At 44.4% G+C, this 23,640-nt stretch carries 22 protein-coding genes and 1 pseudogene; 10 read left to right on the forward strand and 13 right to left on the reverse strand.

All coding sequences use genetic code 11. From position 1 onward, the window contains the following. Positions 1–164: 164 nt before the first annotated feature. Positions 165–1,936: pseudogene (locus tag VTH8203_RS02475) on the reverse strand (bifunctional lysophospholipid acyltransferase family protein/GNAT family N-acetyltransferase). A 193-nt stretch (positions 1,937–2,129) separates the two neighbouring features. Next, positions 2,130–4,262, reverse strand: coding sequence for a TonB-dependent siderophore receptor (locus VTH8203_RS02480; RefSeq protein ID WP_096992215.1), 2,133 nt, complete (start codon positions 4,260–4,262; stop codon positions 2,130–2,132). 549 nt (positions 4,263–4,811) lie between these two features. Here VTH8203_RS02480 and ftsB point away from each other — a divergent pair. The 8 genes from ftsB (at position 4,812) to rpoS (ending at position 10,728) form a co-directional block, all read left to right on the forward strand. After that, the gene (gene ftsB, locus VTH8203_RS02485) at positions 4,812–5,093 is read left to right on the forward strand and encodes a cell division protein FtsB (RefSeq protein WP_096992216.1); all 282 of its coding nucleotides are present in this window, start codon (positions 4,812–4,814) and stop codon (positions 5,091–5,093) included. Continuing rightward, complete coding sequence (gene ispD, locus VTH8203_RS02490) at positions 5,090–5,800, forward strand: 2-C-methyl-D-erythritol 4-phosphate cytidylyltransferase (protein WP_096992217.1); 711 nt, start codon at positions 5,090–5,092, stop codon at positions 5,798–5,800. Before ftsB ends, ispD begins: the two co-directional genes overlap by 4 nt. Continuing rightward, entirely contained in the window at positions 5,797–6,276 is a 480-nt protein-coding gene (gene ispF, locus VTH8203_RS02495) for a 2-C-methyl-D-erythritol 2,4-cyclodiphosphate synthase (protein ID WP_096992218.1), read from the forward strand. The genes ispD and ispF overlap by 4 nt, the downstream gene beginning before the upstream one ends. A gap of 12 nt (positions 6,277–6,288) precedes the next feature. Further along, on the forward strand, positions 6,289–7,293 hold the full coding sequence (gene truD, locus VTH8203_RS02500; protein WP_096992219.1) for a tRNA pseudouridine(13) synthase TruD: 1,005 nt from the start codon (positions 6,289–6,291) through the stop codon (positions 7,291–7,293). A gap of 4 nt (positions 7,294–7,297) precedes the next feature. Further along, positions 7,298–8,062, forward strand: a complete 765-nt coding sequence (gene surE, locus VTH8203_RS02505; RefSeq protein ID WP_096992220.1) for a 5'/3'-nucleotidase SurE — start codon at positions 7,298–7,300, stop codon at positions 8,060–8,062. A 4-nt stretch (positions 8,063–8,066) separates the two neighbouring features. Next, the gene (locus VTH8203_RS02510) at positions 8,067–8,690 is read left to right on the forward strand and encodes a protein-L-isoaspartate(D-aspartate) O-methyltransferase (RefSeq protein ID WP_096992221.1); all 624 of its coding nucleotides are present in this window, start codon (positions 8,067–8,069) and stop codon (positions 8,688–8,690) included. Continuing rightward, positions 8,691–9,641, forward strand: a complete 951-nt coding sequence (gene nlpD, locus VTH8203_RS02515) for a murein hydrolase activator NlpD (protein WP_096992222.1) — start codon at positions 8,691–8,693, stop codon at positions 9,639–9,641. It begins immediately after the preceding gene. Positions 9,642–9,756: 115 nt separating this feature from the next. Next, positions 9,757–10,728 carry an RNA polymerase sigma factor RpoS gene (gene rpoS / locus VTH8203_RS02520; RefSeq protein WP_096992223.1) on the forward strand — a complete coding sequence of 324 codons (972 nt, stop codon included), beginning with the start codon at positions 9,757–9,759 and terminating at the stop codon, positions 10,726–10,728. Between the two features lie 74 nt (positions 10,729–10,802). Here rpoS and VTH8203_RS02525 read toward each other — a convergent pair whose 3' ends face one another. The 3 genes from VTH8203_RS02525 to VTH8203_RS02535 all read right to left on the reverse strand — a co-directional run bounded on the left by VTH8203_RS02525 (position 10,803) and on the right by VTH8203_RS02535 (position 13,703). Beyond that, positions 10,803–11,414: a TIGR04211 family SH3 domain-containing protein gene (locus tag VTH8203_RS02525; protein WP_096992224.1), complete on the reverse strand. Its 612-nt coding sequence runs from the start codon at positions 11,412–11,414 to the stop codon at positions 10,803–10,805. A gap of 221 nt (positions 11,415–11,635) precedes the next feature. Beyond that, complete coding sequence (locus tag VTH8203_RS02530) at positions 11,636–12,898, reverse strand: inorganic phosphate transporter (RefSeq protein ID WP_096992225.1); 1,263 nt, start codon at positions 12,896–12,898, stop codon at positions 11,636–11,638. 124 nt (positions 12,899–13,022) lie between these two features. Continuing rightward, entirely contained in the window at positions 13,023–13,703 is a 681-nt protein-coding gene (locus VTH8203_RS02535) for a TIGR00153 family protein (RefSeq protein WP_167385780.1), read from the reverse strand. Positions 13,704–13,908: 205 nt separating this feature from the next. On the opposite strand from VTH8203_RS02535, the gene VTH8203_RS02540 reads away from it, so the two are divergent. After that, positions 13,909–15,426, forward strand: coding sequence for a CYTH and CHAD domain-containing protein (locus tag VTH8203_RS02540; protein ID WP_096992227.1), 1,518 nt, complete (start codon positions 13,909–13,911; stop codon positions 15,424–15,426). 43 nt (positions 15,427–15,469) lie between these two features. Here the strand turns inward: VTH8203_RS02540 and VTH8203_RS02545 are convergent, their stop codons facing one another. After that, positions 15,470–16,234, reverse strand: coding sequence for a potassium channel family protein (locus tag VTH8203_RS02545; protein WP_096992228.1), 765 nt, complete (start codon positions 16,232–16,234; stop codon positions 15,470–15,472). 132 nt (positions 16,235–16,366) lie between these two features. Here VTH8203_RS02545 and VTH8203_RS02550 point away from each other — a divergent pair, with 132 nt between their 5' ends. Next, on the forward strand, positions 16,367–17,623 hold the full coding sequence (locus VTH8203_RS02550; RefSeq protein WP_096992229.1) for a methyl-accepting chemotaxis protein: 1,257 nt from the start codon (positions 16,367–16,369) through the stop codon (positions 17,621–17,623). A gap of 90 nt (positions 17,624–17,713) precedes the next feature. On the opposite strand, the gene panC is transcribed toward VTH8203_RS02550, so the two are convergent. The 7 genes from panC to sfsA all read right to left on the reverse strand — a co-directional run bounded on the left by panC (position 17,714) and on the right by sfsA (position 23,597). Next, positions 17,714–18,601: a pantoate--beta-alanine ligase gene (panC, locus tag VTH8203_RS02555; protein WP_096992230.1), complete on the reverse strand. Its 888-nt coding sequence runs from the start codon at positions 18,599–18,601 to the stop codon at positions 17,714–17,716. An 8-nt stretch (positions 18,602–18,609) separates the two neighbouring features. Beyond that, entirely contained in the window at positions 18,610–19,404 is a 795-nt protein-coding gene (gene panB, locus VTH8203_RS02560) for a 3-methyl-2-oxobutanoate hydroxymethyltransferase (protein ID WP_096992231.1), read from the reverse strand. A gap of 24 nt (positions 19,405–19,428) precedes the next feature. Then, positions 19,429–19,914, reverse strand: a complete 486-nt coding sequence (gene folK, locus VTH8203_RS02565; RefSeq protein WP_096992232.1) for a 2-amino-4-hydroxy-6-hydroxymethyldihydropteridine diphosphokinase — start codon at positions 19,912–19,914, stop codon at positions 19,429–19,431. After that, entirely contained in the window at positions 19,914–21,263 is a 1,350-nt protein-coding gene (pcnB, locus tag VTH8203_RS02570; protein WP_096992233.1) for a polynucleotide adenylyltransferase PcnB, read from the reverse strand. Before pcnB ends, folK begins: the two co-directional genes overlap by 1 nt. Before the next feature lie 87 nt (positions 21,264–21,350). Beyond that, positions 21,351–22,238: a tRNA glutamyl-Q(34) synthetase GluQRS gene (gluQRS, locus tag VTH8203_RS02575; RefSeq protein ID WP_096992234.1), complete on the reverse strand. Its 888-nt coding sequence runs from the start codon at positions 22,236–22,238 to the stop codon at positions 21,351–21,353. 68 nt (positions 22,239–22,306) lie between these two features. Beyond that, on the reverse strand, positions 22,307–22,753 hold the full coding sequence (dksA, locus tag VTH8203_RS02580; RefSeq protein WP_096992235.1) for an RNA polymerase-binding protein DksA: 447 nt from the start codon (positions 22,751–22,753) through the stop codon (positions 22,307–22,309). Between the two features lie 130 nt (positions 22,754–22,883). Next, positions 22,884–23,597 carry a DNA/RNA nuclease SfsA gene (gene sfsA / locus VTH8203_RS02585; protein ID WP_096992318.1) on the reverse strand — a complete coding sequence of 238 codons (714 nt, stop codon included), beginning with the start codon at positions 23,595–23,597 and terminating at the stop codon, positions 22,884–22,886. Between the last annotated feature and the right edge of the window lie 43 nt (positions 23,598–23,640).

Consider the following 23,640-nt stretch of genomic DNA (forward strand, 5'->3'; position numbering starts at 1 on the left):
ATCGTTTTTTTTCAGCCGTTTGTAGCACGCTGATAACATAAGAACTGTGATGCGTATCGTCTTGTTGATAGTTATTGTAAAAGAATGACTTAGTTCTCATTTCTGAGACAGTTTTCACCACAGGAAAGCAGCCTAAGCTGCTTTAGATCCGGAAGTAACACATACTAGATTGATAGGGAGTTATGATGTTTTAGGTAGTGTTTAGCGGCATCAGTGCCCATATAACGAGCTAGGGATTCTTGAGGTACAGTGGTGAGATCGACGACGATCAAACCATCTAATGCATCATTGAAATTGGCATCGACGTTAAAACACACCAATTTGCCGTTTAAATTTAAGTACTGCCTTAACAATACTGGTACGCCTTTCCCTGTATCTAATCTTGAGATAACGCGTGATAACAGTTGAACATCCGCCAGATCGCCCAGCGATTGCGGGCACCATTGTTTGTAATGGTTCTGTTTGGGAGGATTCGATGCACTGACATGTCGTGTACTTTCATTATCATAGTGATGTAATGTCATTGTGTCGGTGAGGAGCTGACGAGCCATATCGCTGTAGTCATTACTAATGCTCACTGGACCAAATAAGTGAGTATAGTTTGGACGTCGGCGTATAAATTCCGCAATGCCTTTCCAAAGCAGTAGCAAGGCGCCCATGCTCTTTTGATATTCTTCGGCGATAACACTGCGCCCCATTTCAATGGATCTACCCATGGTATCCAAGAATGATTGTTCGAAATTAAATAGAGTTCGTGAGTATAAGGCGCGTAGATCATTTTGCTTTATGAGCTGATCAACTAAACCAAGCCGATAAGCACCGACTAATTTTTGTTTCTCTTTATCCCAAACGAATAGGTGCTGATAACTCTGATCAAACTGATCGATGTCCAAAGGCTGCCCGGTTCCTTCACCAACTCGCCTAAAATTGATTTCGCGGATTCGGCCAATTTCTCGCATCACCGCAGGAATGTGGTCCATGGTGGTACAGTAAACCTCAAACTCGCCGCTAGTGAGAAGTAAGTGTTCTTCGGGGAGCAACTCAATGTCCTCAAGCAGTTCGCTAAGGTGCGTTTCTGAGGCAATAGTTTGCTCTATCTGCTGTCGAGACGAGGAGAGAGCGTTTTTGTTTGGATGCGAATGGTTGAGCAAATAAGTATTGAGACGCAAGTAAAGAACCAGTTGCTGGCTGTCCAATGAACTCACTTCGCTAAATTTGATGTTGTTACCGATTGAAATTGGTATAACGGACTTCTTTTTGTTGAGAAGCTCGCGGCCGAGCATTGCCGTCCTCAGTATGGGGTGAACCTTTCCTGCTAGGTAGAAAGGTCAAGAGTTAACACCACCGATATGCACGGGAACTGTCGTCGCCTGGTTTTTTTTGATTAAGCTGCTTACAGACCGGCTCCATTGTTTGTCCTCTAATTGCAGCGATTTTTTATTAACCAGTTGAGATACTTCGCCAGCCGGAAACACAAGAAGCAGACCATCACGCTCTAAATGGTGATTGGCTTATCGGAATGCTCTGGAATTTGCTTGATGTGCGTTGGCTCCGTTGAATACGTCGACGCCGATAAACAGCGGTTCCAATTCAGGAACCAGTTTAAGAAATTCATTAGCGAGAATCTTTACGTCTTTGCGAATCTCAAGTAGCACCTGTGCCAAAATGACGCCTTCGACGCAGCCAAGAGGGTGGTTCGCGACAACGACGGTTGCTCCTGTTTTTGGTATCGTCCCACTGTTGCCCGATACAATGTGATAATCGATCTCCAAAACATCCAAAGTGAAACGTAAGAAAGACTCGGTATCACAGCCTGCTGGGCGTTGAGCGTACAGTCTGTCTAATGTTGATAGTGTCCTGTAGCCCATTCAGTGACATTTTCTGCTAAGCCTAATGGAGATTTGCGTGGTAGACGAAAAGGACTTGTGTTGGCCATAACACCCTCTAACCATAAACCAAATTAATGTTGTTAAAAGGATATGTTGTCGAGATGTCAAAATGGCGAACAACAGATGGCTAATGAGTGACGTATTGATGTCAAAACCATGACATCAGCGAGATGCTCTGTGATTGATATATGAGAGGAAAAAAAGCCCAGCTAGGGAGGCGCTGGGCTTGGTCTTTATCAATTAGAATGTCGCGTTGACCGATAACTTGAAGCGGCGTTCGTTACCGTAGTGAACATCACTAATCACACCTGTCGGGGTTCCGCCTTTCGGAGTGTATTCACCACCGCCGCCTGTGCCAGCGACGTATTCTGTATCAAATAAGTTTTCGATATTGAATCGGAAATCCCAAACGACATAATCGCTCTTGATTTTGTGCGATGCACCCGCATCAAAGCGAACATAACCATCGAGCTTAAGTGTGTTTGCATTGTCTGCCCAACGCTCACCTTGGTAGAACATACCAAGGTTAAATGCTGTTGATTCAGTCATTGCGTAGCGAGTCCAAGCAGAACCGCTCCACTCAGGAACGTTAGCTGGACGCTTATCTTGGTATGTATCGTGTTTGTCGAAGTTAGCATCTAGATACATACCCGTTGCCATCACAAACCATTTGTCAGCAATTTGACCTTGTGCACCAGCTTCTACACCTTGGTGGCGCTGAGTACCGTTTTGTGTCGTGATTCCATTTTCTTTGATACTGATGTTCTTTTTCTCAATATCGAATATAGCACCAGTAAGCAGTAGGCGATTGTCCATTAGCTCCCATTTTGTGCCCAACTCGTACTGACGGCTTTTCTCAGGTACACGTTCGGTAATAGAGTTGTCATCATTCACCACGTTAGAGACTGGGTTGAAGCTCTCAGAATAGTTGGCGTAGATGCTACCATTATAGCTTGGATGGAAAATCAAGCCTGCCTTTGGAGAGAAGGATTGACTGTCATTTGCACCGCTTACAACTTCATCTTTTGAGTTGGTACCATCGGCAAAGTACATGTCATATCGACCACCAACTAGTGCTTGCCACTGGTCATTGAAAGTGATCAAATCTTGAGCATAAAAACCGTAGAAGTGATTGTTGCTTTCATAAGTAGACGTGGCATTGTTATAGTCTAGCCCAGGGTTTGCAGGGTTTTCACTAGGCTGCACACTAATGGAACTGCCTTTTACTCGCTGTTGAGCATAGTCATAGAACTGACCATTGGTACCAATTAAGACTTGGTGGTCCGTATTAAGCGCAGTGAAGTTACCATGAAGATCGGCATGGAAAGCTTGGGTTTTCCAATGATCATGACGATCAAAAGGACTCATAGTGTAACTGCCATCAGCTATTGTGTTGGAATTTGGCGTTGGCATTGAGTCATAACGGTGACGCTTCATGTCTTGCAAGTTGTAGCTAAGTTTGGCTTCCCATTGGCTGTTAATATACAGATTTAGGTCGGCACCAAAATTCTCAACATCATTGTTGATGAATGACCAATGAGCATCTCTGATCGTCTCTTGAGTGCCAATTCGGTTGCCATTGAGATCAAACCAAGAGCCTGAGTCGATTGGTGCACTGTCTTGTGTTTTTTCATAGTTGAATGACAATAGACCCCAATCGTAGAGGTCGGCTTCGATCACACCGTAGCCTAGGAAACGGTCTCGCTCTCTTTTATCACCAGTTGCATATTTGCGGTTCTCAACACTATCTTGTTTAACGAGAACGGTACGACCGCGAAGTGTGCCTGACTCATTTAGTTTGCCAGAGGCATCAACGTGATAACGAGTACTACCCAAGTTATCGAAGTCTGCTCCCACATTCACTTTCGGTGTAGCGGTAGGTTTCTTTGACACCATATTGATCATGCCGCCTGGCGCAGAGTTACCATATAAAAGACTTGATGGGCCTTTGATCACTTCAATGCGATCTAAAGTTTCAATTGGTAGCATGTAGTGGGTAAACAACGAATGACCATTGCGTAAATAGCCGTTAGTTGAGGATAGCTCGAATCCGCGAAGGTAGAACGTTTCTCTATTCCACTTTTGTGAGCCTGCACTGACGCTCGCATCGTTTTGCAATGCTTCGCCTAAAGTGGTTGCTAGTTGTTCATCCAATACAATCTCAGGGATAACATTTACTGATTGAGGTGTCTCTAGCATTGAGGCATCAGTACGCATAGCACCTGAAGCACTATCAACTTTGTAATCGTCAAAACTTTGTGCATGTACAACGAGAGTTTCGTCAACATTAGAATCGTTTTGCTCAGCAAAGACCGGAGAGGTATTAAGTGCGAGTACCACTGCACTGCAAAGTGTGGTCACTTTGAATTTCATTATGGGCTTTTCCTTGCTCGTAAGATCGAGACAAATCTGAATGTTTAATTATTGGTATATGGCATCATATTAGCATTGTGAATAAATGCTAATGCTATTTATTATCATTTAAGATATCGACAAGTGTAACAATCTGTATCTTTTGAAATTTAAGCTGATTAATTGCATCTGAAAGGTTATCAGTATGTAATTAATTTGTTTATTAACAAATGCCTGGCATTAATGAGGTAGGGAAAATAAAAGCAACGTGAATGCTGCCGTTAGCTATAATCGTCCTTAAAAGCCGTCTTTCTGCTGATGGTGTTTGAAATTGCGAGTATCAAAAAGTGGGGCAAAAGGTACATTGATGGGTATCTGGTTTAATCAGTAGGGTTTAGTGTCAAATTACTTAAAAATGACACACGCAGAAAAGTGAGTTCAAGCCAGTCATTGGAGCGAGTGGGCACTCACTTTTTATCTTAGTCACCCACAGGACTTTCTATACACTTATTTCAGGGTGTAAACTGTGGTATATAAAGAGCAGATTTTTTCGATGGAACGTGCCAGTTTATGCGTATATTTACCTTAGTGTTGTTAGTGGTTTTTTCTTGGTTGCAATATACTCTCTGGTTTGGCAAAAACGGTATCGTCGACTTCAATCAAGTAGAATCAGAAATCCAAGTGCAGCAGCAAGTTAATCACAATCTTCAAACCCGAAATAATGAGATGTTTGCTGAAATTGATGACCTTCGACAAGGGCTTGATGCTATTGAAGAACGAGCTCGACATGAGCTTGGTATGATTCAAGACGGAGAGACGTTCTATCGCATCATAGGTGAGGATAACCAATGATCCCCGAACACCATCCAATAATAGCTATCGTTCCTGCAGCAGGGGTGGGTAGCAGGATGCAAGCTAATATCCCTAAGCAATACTTAAAGATAAACGATAAAACCATCCTAGAGCACACCATAGATAAGTTGCTTTCCCATCCAAGCGTGGAAAGCGTCATCATCGCAGTGAGTGAAGATGATCCATATTACGCAGGTCTATCGTTTTTATCCGAAAAACCGGTCATACGAGTGACAGGAGGCAGTGAACGCGCTGACTCTGTGCTGGCTGCTATCGAGTATGTAAAGCAGCGTGTACCCAATGCTTGGTGCTTAGTTCATGATGCTGCACGCCCTTGTATTACACTGGCAGATATTAGTAAGTTGATCTACGAAGTGTCGGTACATCCAGTAGGGGGAATTTTAGCATCGCCTGTTAAAGACACCATGAAGCGAGCTGATGATGTTAATGGTATTGACCATACGGTAGAGCGAGCGGGCCTGTGGCACGCGTTGACGCCGCAAATGTTCAAAGTAGAGTTGTTGCATAGCGCACTGACTAATGCGTTAGAAGAAGGCGTTTCGATTACCGATGAAGCGTCAGCCGTTGAGTGGACTGGGCTTTCTCCATTGCTTGTCGAAGGGCGTGGAGACAACATCAAAATTACTAGGCCAGAAGATTTAGCTCTGGCTGAATTTTATTTAACGAAAGAGGAAGTACAACAATGAGAATAGGCCATGGCTTTGACGTTCATAAGTTTGGTGGCGAAGGTCCTGTAATCATTGGTGGTGTAGCCATCCCGTATGAGCAAGGATTGATCGCGCATTCTGATGGTGATGTTGCACTTCATGCTTTATGCGACGCATTACTGGGTGCGATAGCCGCGGGTGATATCGGGCGTCATTTCCCGGATACCGATGCAGAGTGGGAAGGGGCGGATAGTCGCGCTTTACTTCGTGATGTTTACAGCAAAGTGAAAGCCAAGGGCTACGAACTGGTTAATGCTGATATTACCATTATGGCGCAAGCACCTAAGATGGCTCCTCATATTGACCAAATGTGTCAAGTCATTGCACAAGATCTCAATACCGATATTGAGAATGTGAATGTGAAAGCGACAACAACGGAAAGATTAGGCTTTACAGGACGTAAAGAGGGAATTGCCACCGAAGCTGTGGTATTGATTAGAAAGATTACGTCTTAATAGGCAATGATAATGACCGATGTTTTACAACACTTAGCCTACCTAAACGGTAAGCCAACGACGACAGCCAAATTTAAAGCAACCAACGAAGATTTCATAGTTCGAGAAGTACTGGGTTATTCGTTTGCTGGGGAAGGCGAGCATTTGATGCTGCGAGTACGAAAAAATGGCGAAAATACCAGCTTTGTTGCCAACGAACTGGCCAAGTTCTGTGGTGTTAAATCCAAAGATATAGGTTGGGCAGGGTTGAAAGATAGGCATGCGGTCACTGAGCAGTGGTTAAGTGTACATCTTCCGAAAAAGAATGTTCCTGATTTTGCTGATTTTGCTGATTTTGCTGATTTTGCTGATTTTCATAAGCAATACCCAAGTATTGAGATTGTGGCGACTGACTGGCACAACAAGAAATTAAGGCCCGGAGATCTGGCGGGTAACGAGTTTGAGATTCGTCTTACAGACGTTTCTGACATGACCGAGTTGAGCACGAGATTACAGCAAGTTGAAGCAGGTGGCGTTCCTAATTATTTTGGTCAGCAACGTTTTGGCCAAGATGGTGGTAATGTCACTGAAGCCAGACGCTGGGGACGTGAAAATGTACGAACTCGCAACCAGAATAAACGCAGCCTCTATTTATCGGCCGCGCGTTCTTGGATTTTCAACGAGATTGTTTCAAAGCGGATCGAGGCTCAATGTTTCGAGAGCCCAATCGCTGGTGATATCTTAGAAGAGAATGGCGTGATTACCGCTGCTCTTGCTGGTGACAACGCATTGCCAACAGAACAAGAAGCCCTAACACTTGAACAAAGCATCATTGATCAAGAGCTTGATCTGATGTTGCTGATACGTGGTAATCGTATGCGACATGATCGTCGAGCGATCTTACTCAAGCCTGAGTCACTGAAAAGTCAACTTGAAGATGGTGCCGTAACACTGTCGTTCTTTTTAGATTCAGGCAGCTTTGCCACATCAATTTTACGAGAATTGGCTCAAATAGAAGAAGTGGAACGACAATTCTAAACATATGGATATGAGTAAAAAACTTAGCATTCTGATCAGCAATGATGATGGCGTTCATGCCGAAGGCATTAGGACACTAGCGAGAGAGCTCAGTGATCTCGCAAAAGTGACTATTGTTGCACCAGATCGAAACCGATCTGGTGCTTCGAATTCATTGACGCTAGAGCAACCTCTGCGCGTTAATCAAATTGAGCCTGGGGTATACTCTGTGCAAGGTACACCGACGGATTGTGTCCACTTTGCACTCAATGAACTGATGAAAGACGATCTGCCGGATCTTGTGCTTTCTGGCATCAATCATGGGGCAAACCTTGGCGATGATGTTCTGTACTCAGGGACAGTCGCTGCGGCTATGGAAGGGCATTTTCTTGGTGTTCAATCCATTGCGTTTAGCTTGGTCGGTAAGCATAACTTTGCGGCGGCGGCGATGGTTGCCCGTCAGTTTGTTGAGCGACATCTTAAGCAAAGAGTGCCAACGAATCGATTGTTGAATATTAATATTCCAGATCTTCCTTTAGCTCAACTGTGCTCGGTAAAAGTGACTCGTTTGGGCGCACGCCATCATGCTGAAAGTATGATCAAACAAAAAGATCCACGTGGTCACGATATTTACTGGCTAGGCCCTCCCGGAAAAGAGCAAGATGCTGGTATAGGAACGGATTTCTATGCCATTGAACATGGGCATATATCCATTACACCGCTACAAGTTGATTTGACCGCACATGAGTCTATTGGTGCAATGGAACGTTGGATAACAGGGAGAGATTAAGGTAATGAATCCGCAAGCGGAACGACTCGTTGAGTTTATCAAAGGCCACGGCATTACCAATGGTGCAGTATTAGCAGCTATCCACTCTGTACCCAGAGAACAATTTGTGTCACAAGCCATGTTACATCAAGCGTATGATAACAATGCGCTGCCGATTGGAGCTGGGCAAACCATTTCTCAGCCTTATATTGTTGCTAAGATGACCGAGCTTTTAGAGCTATCTAGAGACACGAAAGTGCTCGAGATAGGGACAGGTTCTGGCTACCAAACTGCAGTTTTGGCTCAATTGGTTGAGCACGTCTTCTCGGTAGAAAGGATCAAATCGCTTCAATGGGATGCCAAACGTCGTCTCAAGAGATTGGATATCTACAATGTGTCGACAAAGCATGGTGATGGTTGGCAAGGTTGGCAAGCAAAAGGGCCGTTTGATGCGATCATCGTAACGGCGGCGGCTTCTTCGGTGCCTGAAGCTTTGTTGTCCCAGTTAACAGACGGTGGCCGTTTAGTGATTCCTGTCGGCGATGATGAGCAACAACTATTAAAAATCACTCGAAAAGGTGATAGTTTTAGTACCGAAGTTATTGAATTAGTAAGGTTTGTTCCTTTAATTGCAGGTGAATTAGCGTAAATGCAAAGCCGTTTTAAGGCCGTGGGATCCATAATCATGTTGTCCAGTACACTTGTTGGGTGTACTGGGCATTCTCCTGCACCTGTCTCAAACTTGGGAGGCAAGTACGATAATGTTTCTCGAGGGAGCTATCGTGGCAGCTACTACGAAGTTCAAAAAGGCGACACACTTTATTTTATTGCCTACAAAACAGACAAAGATGTTAAAGATCTGATTCGATTAAATAATCTTCGAACTCCTTATACGATCCATCCCGGACAACGCCTTAATTTATGGCGTCCTGTTTATACTCCTCCTGCGTATGGTGGTGCCGGAGAAGTGGCAACCGCTTCTGCTGCAACGGCTGCAGCAAGTTCTACAACCGCTCAAACGAAGCCCTCCAGCTCACAATCCTCTAAAGCGAAGGCGAACAGTTCATCAACGCAAAATAGTCAAAAAACAGCCACTAATAAGGTTGATCAATCAAAACCAAAGGAGTATGGTGAATCTAAAGGTAAACAAAATGTTAATAATACGAAGCCCAATACGGCAAAACAGAGCACCGCTCAAGCTAAGCCGAAGCCACCGTCAAGCACAAATGGCAAAGTGACAAGCTGGCAATGGCCAACTAAGGGTCGTGTAACAAAGAACTTTTCTGCAGGGGACCAAGGAAATAAAGGTATCGACATTGCCGGCCAAAGAGGTCAAGCAATTGTTGCCACTGCAAAAGGAACCGTGGTTTATTCGGGTAACGCGCTAAGAGGTTATGGAAATTTGGTTATTGTCAAGCACAACGATAACTACCTCAGTGCTTATGCTCATAACGATCGGTTACTGGTATCTGAAGGACAAAGTGTAAAAGCGGGGCAAAAAATCGCGACGATGGGAAGCTCTGGAACCAATAGCGTGAGACTGCACTTTGAAATTCGTTATCAAGGTAAATCGGTAAATCCTAAGCGTTATCTACCGTAATGACCGTATAGATATTAATAATACGAAAGCTACTTGCAATTTGATTGACGTTATCAGAGAAGGTTAGCGACATAGTTTGTAGTCATGTTTTGCTAGCTCGCCAGGGGGAGGCGCTATGAGTATCAGCAATGCAGTAACCAAAAATGAAAATTTCGACGTTGAGACCGATTCAACGGAGATCGTCGAAAGCACACTAACCAACGACGAATCGATTTCCGAAGATAAGTATGACGCATCGGCGAAAAGTCTTGATGCGACGCAGCTCTATTTGGGCGAAATTGGTTTCTCTCCACTGCTTACCGCGGAAGAAGAAGTCCTGTATGCACGACGTGCCCTAAAGGGCGACGAAGCTGCACGTAAACGCATGATCGAAAGTAACTTGCGTCTGGTAGTGAAGATTTCTCGACGTTATAGTAATCGTGGACTGGCTTTGTTGGATCTTATCGAGGAAGGAAACCTCGGCTTGATTCGAGCAGTAGAAAAGTTTGATCCAGAACGAGGCTTCCGTTTCTCTACATATGCCACTTGGTGGATCAGACAAACCATTGAACGCGCGTTGATGAACCAGACTCGTACTATTCGTCTGCCGATTCATGTAGTGAAAGAACTCAATATTTACTTGCGTACCGCTCGTGAATTATCTCAAAAGCTCGATCATGAGCCAACGGCGGAAGAGATTGCTCAAAAGCTAGATAAACCAGTGAGCGATGTCTCTAAGATGCTGCGTTTAAACGAGCGCATTAGCTCTGTAGATACTCCTATGGGTGGTGATGGTGAGAAAGCACTTCTGGATATCATTCCAGACTCAACACACTCAGATCCAGAGGTTTCAACTCAAGATGACGATATTAAGTCTTCATTGATTCACTGGCTAGATGAGCTAAACCCTAAGCAGAAAGAAGTTTTAGCGCGACGTTTTGGCTTGCTAGGTTATGAGCCATCTACGTTAGAAGAAGTGGGGCTTGAAATTAATCTGACTCGCGAGCGTGTGAGACAGATTCAAGTAGAAGGCTTGCGTCGACTTCGCGACATCTTAATCAAGCAAGGGTTAAATATGGAGTCATTGTTCAATTTCGATGACGATTAATTTACCGCTTCTTGAAGAAAAAATACCGCCATAAGGCGGTATTTTTGTCTTGGTTAATAAAACCGAATACAGTTTTATGCCCAGCCGTTTGGACTTTTTTTACGACGAGGAATGATGTGCGGAAGAATCAAACCAAACAAGAGGCCAGCTCCAGCAACACCACCTCCATACATAAAGTAACGTAGCAATAGGTCTTCTTTTTGTGTATCCAGTTTCGCACGTAGCTCACGGATTTCTGTTTGCGATGAGGTTAGCTGTGAGCTGATATCTGAGTAGTTTTGCTCAAGTTCAGCAATTTGCTTGTTACGAGCCTCTAGAGAGCTTACTAGACCGTCTTTCTCACTGTTCGCGGTTTCGCGTGCATTAGCAAGCAACGATTTTGCTTCTGTGAGTTCTTTCTCAAGACGTGGAAGGCGTACGGCCATACTTTCCTGAGTCGTTACGTACTTCGTTTCAACCCAGCCCTTACGGCCGCGACTATCTTGAACTTGAGAGTAACCATTTTCTTTATTAGTCGAGATCAGTCGAACTTTATCACCAGCATTGATACTACCAATGATTCGATATTGGCTGCTCGGGCCAGAGTGCATATAAGTAAATAGCTTGTCAGCAATATAACGATCCTGAGCCAATGCAGCAGGGGCTGCCAGTAATGACATCATGATCATGCAGATCAGTTTTTTCACAGTAAGTCCCTTAAGTGTTTCAATGGGGAATGAACAAGAAAGTATCGTTCGCTTTGATTGCGGGGACGGACTCTCTATTTGTAAATTTTTAAGAATGGGCAAATAGTATGAAGTTTCTTAACGGGGTGCAACAAAGAAGGGAGGCAAAGCCTCCCTTTATTTGAATTTGAGTCAAATATTACGTGAGCTTTACATCTATCTGACTTTATTGCACATTGGGCTTATGCACCAAACACAGCTTGCATCGCATAGAAGAATACGACAGCTAATAGTGCACCCGCTGGCAGAGTCACAATCCAAGACGCAACGATGTTACGAACAACGCCTAGGTTTAGTGCTGCAATACCACGCGCAAAGCCAACACCTAGAACCGCACCCACGAGTGTTTGTGTGGTTGAAATAGGCAGACCTGTACCAGACGCCAAAACAACGGTACATGCTGTTGCAAGCTGAGCCGCAAAACCACGGCTTGGTGTTAGTTCTGTAATACCAGTACCAACCGTCGCCATTACTTTGTGACCCATTGTTGCAAGACCAACAACGATACCGATACCACCTAGAGGAAGAATCCACCAAGCAATAGAGCTTTTCGCCGTCACTTCACCCATGTGCTCAACAGTAGATACTACCGCTGACAGTGGACCAATCGCATTCGCTACGTCATTTGAACCGTGTGCAAATGCCATTGCACAAGCGGTGATAACCATTAGAACACTGAAAATACCCTCAACGCCGCTGAAACCGTGGTCTTCTTCACGATTGGCAAATTTGCGTTGGATATAAATGTAGCCACCGACCATAACCAGTGCCGATACACCGGCAGCCCACAGCCACGCTTCCATACCATCAAGGTGCAAACCTACGTGCTTAAGGCCTTTTTTAATCGTTACCAGTGCAATAACCATGGTCGTAATGAACATGTAAACCGGTACAAAGCGTTTGGCGTTGAACAGTGGTTTTTCCGTATCAAATATCAGTCGTTGTGCACTGATAAATATTACGTAAGCAAAAAAGCCCGAAATAACAGGGGTAATCACCCAACTACCTACGATGCCTTTGACTGAGCTCCAGTCTACTGCTTCTGTACCAACAGAGACACAAGCAAAACCAATAATGGCGCCGATGATCGAGTGTGTCGTTGATACTGGCCAGCCCATGTAAGACGCTAATAGCAACCATGTACCTGCGGCGAGTAGAGAAGACATCATACCGTAGACAAGAACGTCAGGTTGATGGGCAAACAGTGACGTTTCAATAACACCTTTACGAATGGTATCCGTCACTTCACCGCCGGCGAGGTATGCGCCAGCAAATTCAAAGATCATCGCGATGATGATCGCTTGCTTAACTGTTAGAGCTTTAGAGCCAACAGAAGTACCCATTGCATTGGCAACATCATTTGCACCAATACCGATTGCCATAAGGAAACCGAATACCGCTGCAACAATAATTAGGATAGTGCCGTAGTTTGCAAGAATATCCATTGTAATACCTAGTTTTGTTTCATAACAAGCGGAGCAATTCTTTAGGCGCAGGGCAGACTCTTAAGCATTGTCTGTGCTCAACGCCTAATTCATCCTTGCTCTTTGTTACTTAGTTAACGTTCGATTAAGACCTAGACAGCATTACTTCAAGACGAGCGCCTACACGCTGAGCTTGATCTGCAATACCGCCGACCCATTCAAAAATCTTGTAGAGGAACATGACATCAATTGGATTCATGTCGTGCTCAATCGTCATCAATTGTTGACGAAGTTGGATCTGCATTGCATCAGTATCATCTTCGATGATATCTAGCTGATGAATCATTTCTGCTACAAGGGTAACCTCACGGCCCTTAAAGCCAGTCTCTAGCAGTTCATCAAGCTCGTTGATTACTTTTTGAGCTTGGTTGGCTGCATCAAGACAACGCTTCACATAAGCGATGAAGCTTTCTTGCAGTGGAGCTGGAATGACGAGTTGGCGACCGTATACACGACCGGCAATGTCTTTTGATAGGTTTGCTAACTTATCTTGCTGTGTCAGTAGCTCAAGCATGTCGCTACGGTCCACTGGCATAAATAAACCGCGTGGTAGCTTTAGGCGTATTTCACGCTTAAGTACATCCGCCTCTTTCTCTAAGTGAGAAATTTGCGCACGGATCTCTGCTGCTTTCTCCCAATCTCCCTGAGCACTTGTCTCAAAGAAGTTGATAAGATGAGAACAACATTCTGTTACGCACACAACGTGGCGCTGCAAAGGCTTAATAGGGGACTTTGCAAATAACCCCATAATTGTATTTACTGGCATGGTCATTCAACCTAATTAATATAACCTGAAATAAACATACACCAATTCATGGTGAAATGTTGAGCGATGGCTATAAAGGCGCGCATGGTAACCCATTAAAAGTCTGATTTAAACTGTTTTAGATCATCATTTGGGTGATATTTGTCACTTGCTGAACGCAACAATTGCTCATATCCTGTTGTGAGTGTCCCCGAAAGGTAAAACTATGGAAACCGAGATAGAACTGAAGTTTTTTGTTTCTCCTGAATTTTCAGAAACTTTACGTAACAAAATTTCTGAAACAAAAGTACTTCAGCACAGTTGTCGCGAGTTAGGAAACACTTACTTCGATACTCCTGATAATTGGTTACGCCAACATGATATTGGCTTAAGAATTCGCCGTTTTGATGATGTTTTTGTGCAAACTGTAAAAACAGCTGGACGCGTAGTAGCAGGTTTGCACCAACGTCCAGAATTTAATGCAGAACACACTTCTAACTCTCCACTGCTCACTCTTCATCCGTTGGATATTTATCCTCACGGGAAAACTATAGATGTGCTGCAAGCTGAATTGATGCCAATTTTTGCGACTGATTTTACGCGCGAGCAGTGGCTGATAGGTATGGCTGATGGCAGCCAAGTGGAAGTGGCTTTCGATCAAGGTGTCGTGTCTTCGGGTGACAGAACCTATCCTATTTGCGAAGTTGAACTAGAGCTAAAATCGGGCCAAACCGATGCGCTATTCACTTTAGCTCGCTCACTGAGTGAGTTTGGTGGCATTCGTTTAGGAAACCTAAGCAAAGCGGCGAGAGGTTACCGCTTAGCGATGGATTATCAAGGTGATCCTGTTAAAACCATGGATTTAGTCAATACGGTCGAAAGCGACAGTGTGGAAACCTGCTTTATCCAATCTCTCGAGCATGCTTTGGCGCATTGGCATTATCACGAACAAATTTACGTTGAACATGAGTCCATAGAAGCGCTGCACGAAATCAGTCATGCGTTGAGTTTTATTCGCCAAATTCTGACAGTATATGGTGGTATTGTGCCACGTCGCGCTAGCGCCATATTGCGCCAAGAACTCAAGTGGCTGGAAGAGGAACTTGATTGGCTCAAGAGCTATGATCACTTCGAAATGTTACTTGAAGACAAAGGCCATGTGCTAAGAAAATTGGACGCACGAAAGTATCTTGTTGCAGAGTTAAAAGAGATGGAGCAAGAGCTACCAGATCGTGAAGACATGCTTAAATTGATTCATTCAGCTCGTTATGCCGGCCTGTTACTTGATTTAAGTCGTTGGATTCTCTCTCGAGGTTGGCAGCCGTTTCTTGATGACAAAGCGCGCGACAAGATGGCACAAAACGTCAAACCATTTTCAATTAAGCAACTTGCGCGTACTTGGGCTGAATTGATAGAAGCGTTCCCGCCGGAAAAACTCCTGACTCGACAAGATTATATTGATCAACAATATCGCTTGATGAGAAATCTCTATACTGGGGTTGGTTTTGCGAGTCTTTATAACAGCGAAGAGCGTAATAGTTTTCGACTCCCGTGGGCAGACTTACTGCAAGGAATTGACGATTTGTTGATGCTTGAGCCTCTTGAAGGGTTAGTGACCAAATTAGAGGGTGAAGAACAGCAGCAGCTTGAGCGTTGGTTAAAGCGTCAAGAAAGCTCAATTTTGCATGCGATGGAACAAACTCGCCAGATCAGTATTGAAGCAGAGCCCTATTGGCAAGATTAGTGGTCCATTAAGCGAAATAAAAAAGAGGCGTAATGCCTCTTTTTTATTTGGAATCGAGTGAGTCCAATTGCTTTTCCAACTTCTCTAGCTTGCGTAGAATGATGTCTTGTTGGTTCAACACTTTTTGGAGCATCAGTTCTTTGTGTTTCGAGCGTCGTTCATCCATTGAACTTGGTGAAGAGAGCAACGAAGTAATTAATCCTGACGTCATACCAAATACACCGACACCACAGATGATGATCACTCCAGCTAGGGCTTTACCTAAACCAGTGACGGGGTAATGGTCACCGTAGCCAACCGTCGACACGGTTACAAATGCCCACCAAACGGCGTCACCAAGGTGCTGAATATTGGCCTCAGGATCGTCGCCTTCAGCCCACAGCATCAGTCCGGCCCCTGCTGATATCAGTAACAACAGCAATAGCAAGATAGAGGCAATGGTTGTTTCGTGTTTGTTGCGAGCGAGTTGTCTTAACACGGCTTCACCTGAGCGAATCACTAAGATCACACGAAAGATATGAAACACTCTCGCAAAGCGCAGTGGTTCGATTAAAGGAATGCTGGCGATGAAATCGATCCAGTGAATTTTCATAAATTGCAAACGATCTGTGGAGCGGATCAGATCTACGCAAAGCTGCATTAGAAATAAACTACAGATTACAAAGTCGAGGCCGATAAGGACAGTACGCTCATCGCTATTGATAGGCGCAAACAACAAGGCTGAGATCACAAATAGCGCCATAAACGACAGGAAAAGTGATAATAAACTCAGAGGCTTAGTTTCAGTTTTGGTATCATTTGCTTTCATACGAGGCTCGAAATAAATAACTTGGTCTCATGCATGCCACTTCCTCTAGTAGAGATGACTTACAAGTTAATAACGTTAGCTCAAAGTTAGGTAAAACAACCTAACTATATAATAAATAATGGAGAACGGATAATGACCACACTGGCATTTAAACCTTGGGAGCGAGTAATAACGGACGTTCGCTTAGTTCCTAAGATGTTGATGTTAATGATATTTAGTACGGTTCTGTTGGTAAGTAAGCAATTGTGGGATGCCAGTACATTTTATGATTCTTTACTTGCAGCAACTCAAAACACAGAAGTTGCCCAGCAACATTATGAAGCCTACTTAGTTCAAGTGGTTTGGCAAACAGCGCTGATGATCGTCTTGTTTGTGGCTCTCTTGTTATTTGCTGCAAGGACGATGTTAAAGCAGACCACATATCTGAGTGATGCCATCAAACGTATGGCAGACAAAGATTTGACTGTGCCTGTCAACATGGACTGTAAAGACGAATATGGCGACGTGGCGAGAGAGCTTGAGCGTACTCGAGTTCAGCTACAAGATATCATCAAGACCCAAGTTGTGACGTCTCAAGAGCTTGCGACATTAACCGAAGTCATGACATTAAGCATGTCTGAGACAAAAGAGTCTTCTCAAGAGGAATTCCACGAGATAGACCAGCTTGCAACGGCTATGAGCGAAATGAGCTCAACAGTTCAGACCGTGGCAGATCACGCTCAGAATGCTTCTCAGCTGACAGAACAAGCCTCAGGACAAGCCTCAACGGGTCAACGCTTTGTTCAAGGTACTGTGACCAAAATGAGTGAACTATCGGATGATATTGCCGCTTCTGCTCAGGCGGTAAATCAAGTTGAAGAGCGCGTTGAGTCAATTGGTAGTGTGGTCGGTACGATTCAAGGTATTTCAGAGCAAACGAATCTTCTCGCGCTCAATGCGGCTATTGAAGCAGCACGTGCAGGGGAGGCTGGTCGAGGCTTTGCCGTAGTAGCCGATGAAGTACGTAATCTAGCTCAACGCACACAGCAAGCGACGGTTGAAATTCAAGAGATGATCTCTCAACTGCAATCCAGTGCGAATTCAGCGGTTGAGCTGATGGAAAAGAGTGTGGTGGAAGCCGCTGATGGTGTCGAGCTTGTCACCAATGCGGGGGTAGAGCTTGATGGTATTGTGAACCAAGTAAACCAGATTAATGATATGAACTTCCAAATTGCTACCGCAGCAGGACAGCAGAGCAGTGTAGCGGAAGAGATGAATCAAAACCTGACTAATGTGAGGGAGCTGGTAGAAGCGTCGGTTGTAGTGGTGACAGAGCTGCTCGAAACCTCAGAAATGATGCAAAACAACGCCGCAGAGCTCGATGGCAAGATTCAATCTTTTAAAGTGTAAAAAGCAACAACAAAAAAAGGGAGGCCGCTGTTACAGTGACCTCCCTTTTTTATCTAATGACGATGTGCTAATGGGCAGCAAAAAGCGGTATTAGCTTTCTTCTGTTGATTCCGCTTCTGCTTGTTGCTGTTGCAGTTCTAGTACTTGGTTGTCAATGAGACGTGCTTTTCCTAAGAAAGCAGACATCAAGATAACCGCATGCGTTGAATCGCTGCCAATAGGTTGTAAGCTGTGAGCATCTCGAATAAAGATCTCATCAGGCTGAAGACCAGCTGCACGTAATTGATCACTCGCGTCTTCAATAATAGAGGCGTAATCATCACGACCACCGCGAATCGCACTGTTAATCCAACGCATGGTTTTTGCTAACACTGGTGCGCGTTGACGCTCATCCATTGTTAGGTAACCATTGCGTGAACTCATGGCTAAACCGTCCATTTCACGCACCGTAGGTACGCCGATAATTTCAATGTTCATAGCAAGATCGTTGACCATTTGACGAATCAACGCGAGTTGTTGGTAATCTTTCTCACCAAAACAAGCGACGTCTGGCTGAACAATATTGAACAGCTTAGTCACAATGGTAGAGACGCCACGGAAATGACCTGGGCGAGAAGCACCTTCAAGCATGTGAGAAATGCCAGGAACTTCAACAAAACTTTGCTTGTCTAGTCCTTGTGGATACATGACTTCGGGTGTAGGCGTAAACAAGAGATCTACTCCTTCAGCCGTGAGTTTAGACATATCCTCTTCAAGAGTTCGAGGGTAGTTGTTCAGGTCATCTGCGCGGTCAAACTGCATAGGGTTGACAAAAATACTCGCCACTACGATATCGGCATGCTCACGAGCTTTACGCACTAATGTGAGATGCCCCTCGTGCAGATTTCCCATTGTAGGTACAAAAGCGATACGACGCTGTTCACGCTTGAGAAGCGCTATTTGTTCTCTAAGTTCAGCAATTTCAGCTAAAGTTTGCATGATTCCCCCTAGGCAATCGTATGAGCATCGTCTGGGAAAGCGCTACTTTCCACATCAGCAATGTATTTTGCGACAGCACTGCGCATATCGCCAGTTTCTGCAAGGAAGTTTTTCGAGAACTTAGGCATATAGTTCGCGGAAATGCCGAACATATCATGCATGACCAAAATTTGACCGTCGGTAACATTACCTGCGCCGATACCGATCACGGGTACATCAAGAGCTTCAGTAATACGTTTCGCAAGTTCTTGTGGGACACATTCTAGAAGAACAATTTGCGCGCCAGCTTCTTGTAGAGCCAATGCATCGCGAACCATTTTATCTGCGTTCTTTTGATCACGTCCCTGGACTTTATAACCACCAAAAATATTGACGCTCTGTGGCGTTAGGCCAAGGTGAGCACAAACTGGAACGGCGCGCTCGGTCAATATTTTTACGGTATCAACTAGCCAGTCACTGCCTTCGAGCTTAACCATATTTGCTCCAGCACGCATCAGCTTAGCGGCATTCTCACAAGCCTGCTCTGGAGTGGCATAACTCATGAAAGGCATATCAGCCATGAGAAGGCAATTTGGGCTACCTGCTCGTACACTTCGAGTGTGATAAACAACGTCTTCTACTGTTACAGGAAGTGTGTCGTTCTGGCCTTGAAGTACCATACCTAAGGAGTCACCTACAAGTAACACTGGCATTTCTTGACTTTCGAATAAACCTGCAAAGCTCGCATCATAAGCGGTAGACGTTGCAAACTTACGACCTTCTTGTTTCCATTTAACAAGATCGTTGATGGTGATTTTTTTCATTTTTAGTCCTTACTTAGGGGTTGGCTATGGTAGCCAAACTCTGAGCCCATTACGTGCCACATTGTTCACCAAGGTTTTGAGCTCAGACCCGTCAGGGAGTTGTAAATTTGGTGCGATTTCCAGTAACGGATAGAGAACAAATTCTCTTTCATTCATTCCGTAGTGAGGAATAGTGAGTCGCTCGGAATCGATCACCTCATTGCCATAAAGGATGATATCGAGATCAAGAGTTCTTGGGCCCCATCTCTCATCCTTACGGACACGCCCTTGTTCTTGCTCGATTCGCTGTGTGCAATCGAGAAGTTCAAGTGGCGTTAATTCAGTAGTAATTTGTGCAACAGCATTGATGTAATCAGGCTGATCTTGCGGTCCCATCGGCGTGCTGCTGTATAACGAAGAGCAACAGGTTAGTTCACTTTTAGGCAAATGTTTGAGTGCTTCAATCGCTTCTTTTGCTTGAGCGACGGGATCGGAAAGGTTGCTGCCAATGGCAATAAAACAAGTGGTCATTACTCAGCGCTCTTTGGCTTCTTTGGGGCTCTTTTGCGGCGAGAGCTAGGACGAGCACTTGAACCACCGAGATCATTGACCATTGCTTGGCGCATGTTGCGTCCAGCCAATTGGAAAGTCGACCACCATTTTGCAAGCGCTGCAACTTCACCGCCTTCGATTTCACCGCGCATTTCAAGAAAGTCGAGGCCAGCTCTGAATTTATTGAGCTCCATTAGTCGGTAGGCACGTTTACCAGAACGACGAGGTAATCTCAGTTGCAGTTGCCAGATCTCACGAATTGTCGCGGTATGACGACGTGGAATCGCAGTCGATTTCACTTGTTCATCGAGGATGCTATTGCTTGCTTCCATCACGGCATCGTATTCGGACATGCCTTTCGATATCAGTCTGTTGGCATACTCCATCATTGGGTACCAAAGCATAGCGGCAAACATAAATGCCGGGTTGACACGCTTACCTTCTTCGATGCGTTCGTCGGTTGCATCTAACACCAAGTCTAAGGCTTGCTCAGTGCGAGAAGAATACTCTTCAGTAAAATGCGGCGCTATGATTGGGAACAACTGTTGGAATAAATTGTACTCTCTGAGTAAGTGGTAAGTTTCTAATCCATAGCCAGACTGCAAGAGCTTCAACGACTCTTCATATAATCGAGCGGATGGAATATCACGCAGCAAAGGAGCAAGATCTTCAATCGGTGCTGCCGTATCTTCTTCAATATCAAAGTCCAATTTGGCGGCAAAACGAATCGCGCGGAGCATTCGCACGGGATCTTCACGGTAGCGGACTTCAGGTTCACCGATAAGGCGAATCAGGCGATCTTCAAGATCTTCTATCCCGCCGGCATAATCATGAATCGAGTAATCTGCAATGTTGTAGTACATAGCATTGATCGAGAAATCACGACGTTCAGCATCTTCATCGATGGAACCGTAGACATTGTCTCGCAGCAACATGCCTTCTTTACTCTGCTGAGAGACATTTTTCTCTTGCTCTTGATGGTGCCCACGGAAAGTAGCGACTTCAATGATGTCGCGACCAAACATAATGTGTGCAAGACGAAAACGTCGACCGATGAGGCGACAATTCCTAAATAATTTTTTGATTTGCTCTGGCGTTGCGTTAGTGGCTATATCAAAATCTTTAGGTTGTTCTCCAAGCAGCAGATCACGCACGCCACCGCCAACGAGATAAGCGTCATATCCTGCACCATTTAGACGATACAAGACTTTTAACGCGTTTTCGCTGATCTGCTTGCGCGAGATGTTGTGTTCTTCTCGGTGATAAGTTTGCAACGAAAGCTCGTGATACACCGATTGAACTTTTTGAGAATTTTCTTTTTTATTCATAATATTAACGCAATTTAGGTTCGCGAAACGACGACGATTAGGCGTACATTTCGTGCCTGACGCATGAAATTTGCCGCTTATAATAGCTTAGAGAGCCTCGTTTGAGAATGGTGGTTTGATTTTGAGCTCATTTGGCAGTTGTAAAAGTCGCCAGTTTTCCACACCCCACTGGATGATAGTCTCAAGGCTTTCGGTTTCAATACTGTTATCAATATTGAAACCGAGAAAACGCATTGCATTAAGTAATGTGGGTACTGGATTGTCTAAATCAATAGCAGTGGCATGATTTTGCTTGGATAATTTGTTGCCATTATCATCAATTGCCAAAGGAAGGTGTAGGTAACTCACTGGTTCCACATCTAATGTCTTATATAAGCTAATTTGACGACCGCTGGGCTCAATAAGATCAGCACCGCGAACGACTTCAGTCACGCCTTGATAAATATCGTCAAGTACCACGGCAAGATTATACGCAAATAACCCATCGCGGCGTTTTATAATGAAATCTTCTTCAGCCAAAGCTTTTGGGATATCAAGCTGACCATAACGTTGGTCAATAAACGATTCGACAGGATAGCGCATTTTGAGTCGGACGGCACATGGGGTACTTGCCGGTAAGGTTTTATCGCGGCAAGTTCCGGAGTAATACCCTCCATGTGCTTTGATTTGTTTTCTCGTGCACTCACAAAGATACGCTTGTTGATTATTTATCCAGCGTTCTATCTGATCTTGATAAGCCTCTAATCGGGTACTTTGGTAAAGGACATCGCCATCCCAATGCAGCTGATAGGTGTCGAGTGTTTTTAAGATGAGCGAAGCCGCCCCAGCAACTTCACGTGGTGGGTCAATATCTTCTATTCTAACCAACCACTGACCAGAGTGACTTTTTGCTTGAAAATAGCTGCCCAGAGCGGCAATCAAAGAACCAAAATGAAGTGGACCTGAGGGGGAGGGAGCAAATCGACCGATATACATAGTATTTGTTTCGCATGAAGTTCTGGATCAAAAAAGGGAGCGTTAGCTCCCTTTCTTCTTGTCGCTTATTAACCTTGCATCTGTCTTTCTTTGATTTCAGCAAGGGTCTTACAGTCGATACATAAATCGGCGGTAGGACGTGCTTCTAGACGACGAATACCGATCTCTATACCACAAGAGTCGCAAAAGCCAAACTCGTCCTCTTCGATCTTGTTTAACGTCTTCTCAATCTTTTTGATTAAGCGACGTTCGCGGTCACGGTTGCGAAGTTCAAGACTGAACTCTTCTTCTTGTGAAGCGCGGTCAACGGGATCTGGAAAATTAGCGGCTTCGTCTTGCATGTGGTGCACAGTTCGATCAACTTCTTCCCTAAGTTGGTTGCGCCAAGCGCTCAAAATTTTTGTAAAGTGCTCCATCTGAGCAGCTGACATATATTCTTCACCAGCTTTCTCTTGATATGGTTCAACACCTGCAATGGCTAGGATGCCTAGCGCTTTTTTCTTAGTTTCTGGCATGCAGCATCTCCTACTTACACCTAGTCAACTGTGCGTACAGTAATTTTAAGGCGGGTATCTATAGCAAAAAGAAATGCTGGTGGCAAATGAAGTTTGTTAAAGTTCTTATCAATGTGAAGTGAAATCACTTTTAGCTGAAATCGACTTTAGACAAGAGCGTTATTTCATTGTCAAAAAACGCTGCCTTGTAACAAATGACCTCTACCCCTGCTTCCCTTGCTTGCTTGAGTAATTGTGAATATTTCGCATCTATATGGTGTGCCGCTGACACGTTTTCAATCCCTGAATGCAAAACAGCGAAAAATAATACAGCTCGATGTCCGGTTTGAACCATTTCTGTGAGCTCTCGCAAATGCTTTTGTCCTCTTGTGGTTTGTGCATCTGGAAAGTAGCCCTGACCGGTGGTGCTTGTATTATCAAGTAGTGTGACACTTTTTACTTCAATGTAGCAATCTGCGCGATCACTATCTTGTAATAAAATATCGATTCTGCTGTTTTCTTGACCATACTTCACCTCAGTTTTTAAAGATTGATAGCCAGTCAGCTCCTCAATAACGCCATTTTCTATTGCCTCAACAACTAAAGTATTAGCCCTAACGGTATTAACGCAAATTTTATGACCTAAAGCGGTTTCAGTCACCTCCCAGCTATTTGGGTATTTTCGCTTCGCATTGTCAGAAGTCGAGTACCAAACGATAGAGCCAGGCTCCGCACAACCCGTCATTGCCCCTGTGTTGGCACAGTGGATGGTTATCTGTTCTTCGTGGCTTAAATAAATATCAGCAAGAAAGCGTTTGTATCGTTTTATTAGCTTTCCTTGCTTTAAAGGAGGATCAAAGTGCATTTCGAAGCCATTTTTTATTAGAATGAGAGGCCACATTACAACA

This window comes from Vibrio thalassae (genome assembly GCF_900089835.1).
GTDB classification, from domain to species: Bacteria; Pseudomonadota; Gammaproteobacteria; order Enterobacterales; family Vibrionaceae; genus Vibrio; species Vibrio thalassae.

Coding starts and splice junctions, on each gene's coding strand:
- VTH8203_RS02480 (WP_096992215.1), bottom strand. CDS start 4,262: ATGAAATTCAAAGTGACCACACTTTGCAGTGCAGTGGTACTCGCACTT.
- ftsB (WP_096992216.1), top strand. CDS start 4,812: ATGCGTATATTTACCTTAGTGTTGTTAGTGGTTTTTTCTTGGTTGCAA.
- ispD (WP_096992217.1), top strand. CDS start 5,090: ATGATCCCCGAACACCATCCAATAATAGCTATCGTTCCTGCAGCAGGG.
- ispF (WP_096992218.1), top strand. CDS start 5,797: ATGAGAATAGGCCATGGCTTTGACGTTCATAAGTTTGGTGGCGAAGGT.
- truD (WP_096992219.1), top strand. CDS start 6,289: ATGACCGATGTTTTACAACACTTAGCCTACCTAAACGGTAAGCCAACG.
- surE (WP_096992220.1), top strand. CDS start 7,298: ATGGATATGAGTAAAAAACTTAGCATTCTGATCAGCAATGATGATGGC.
- VTH8203_RS02510 (WP_096992221.1), top strand. CDS start 8,067: ATGAATCCGCAAGCGGAACGACTCGTTGAGTTTATCAAAGGCCACGGC.
- nlpD (WP_096992222.1), top strand. CDS start 8,691: ATGCAAAGCCGTTTTAAGGCCGTGGGATCCATAATCATGTTGTCCAGT.
- rpoS (WP_096992223.1), top strand. CDS start 9,757: ATGAGTATCAGCAATGCAGTAACCAAAAATGAAAATTTCGACGTTGAG.
- VTH8203_RS02530 (WP_096992225.1), bottom strand. CDS start 12,898: ATGGATATTCTTGCAAACTACGGCACTATCCTAATTATTGTTGCAGCG.
- VTH8203_RS02535 (WP_167385780.1), bottom strand. CDS start 13,703: ATGCCAGTAAATACAATTATGGGGTTATTTGCAAAGTCCCCTATTAAG.
- VTH8203_RS02540 (WP_096992227.1), top strand. CDS start 13,909: ATGGAAACCGAGATAGAACTGAAGTTTTTTGTTTCTCCTGAATTTTCA.
- VTH8203_RS02545 (WP_096992228.1), bottom strand. CDS start 16,234: ATGAAAGCAAATGATACCAAAACTGAAACTAAGCCTCTGAGTTTATTA.
- VTH8203_RS02550 (WP_096992229.1), top strand. CDS start 16,367: ATGACCACACTGGCATTTAAACCTTGGGAGCGAGTAATAACGGACGTT.
- panC (WP_096992230.1), bottom strand. CDS start 18,601: ATGCAAACTTTAGCTGAAATTGCTGAACTTAGAGAACAAATAGCGCTT.
- panB (WP_096992231.1), bottom strand. CDS start 19,404: ATGAAAAAAATCACCATCAACGATCTTGTTAAATGGAAACAAGAAGGT.
- folK (WP_096992232.1), bottom strand. CDS start 19,914: ATGACCACTTGTTTTATTGCCATTGGCAGCAACCTTTCCGATCCCGTC.
- pcnB (WP_096992233.1), bottom strand. CDS start 21,263: ATGAATAAAAAAGAAAATTCTCAAAAAGTTCAATCGGTGTATCACGAG.
- gluQRS (WP_096992234.1), bottom strand. CDS start 22,238: ATGTATATCGGTCGATTTGCTCCCTCCCCCTCAGGTCCACTTCATTTT.
- dksA (WP_096992235.1), bottom strand. CDS start 22,753: ATGCCAGAAACTAAGAAAAAAGCGCTAGGCATCCTAGCCATTGCAGGT.
- sfsA (WP_096992318.1), bottom strand. CDS start 23,597: ATGCACTTTGATCCTCCTTTAAAGCAAGGAAAGCTAATAAAACGATAC.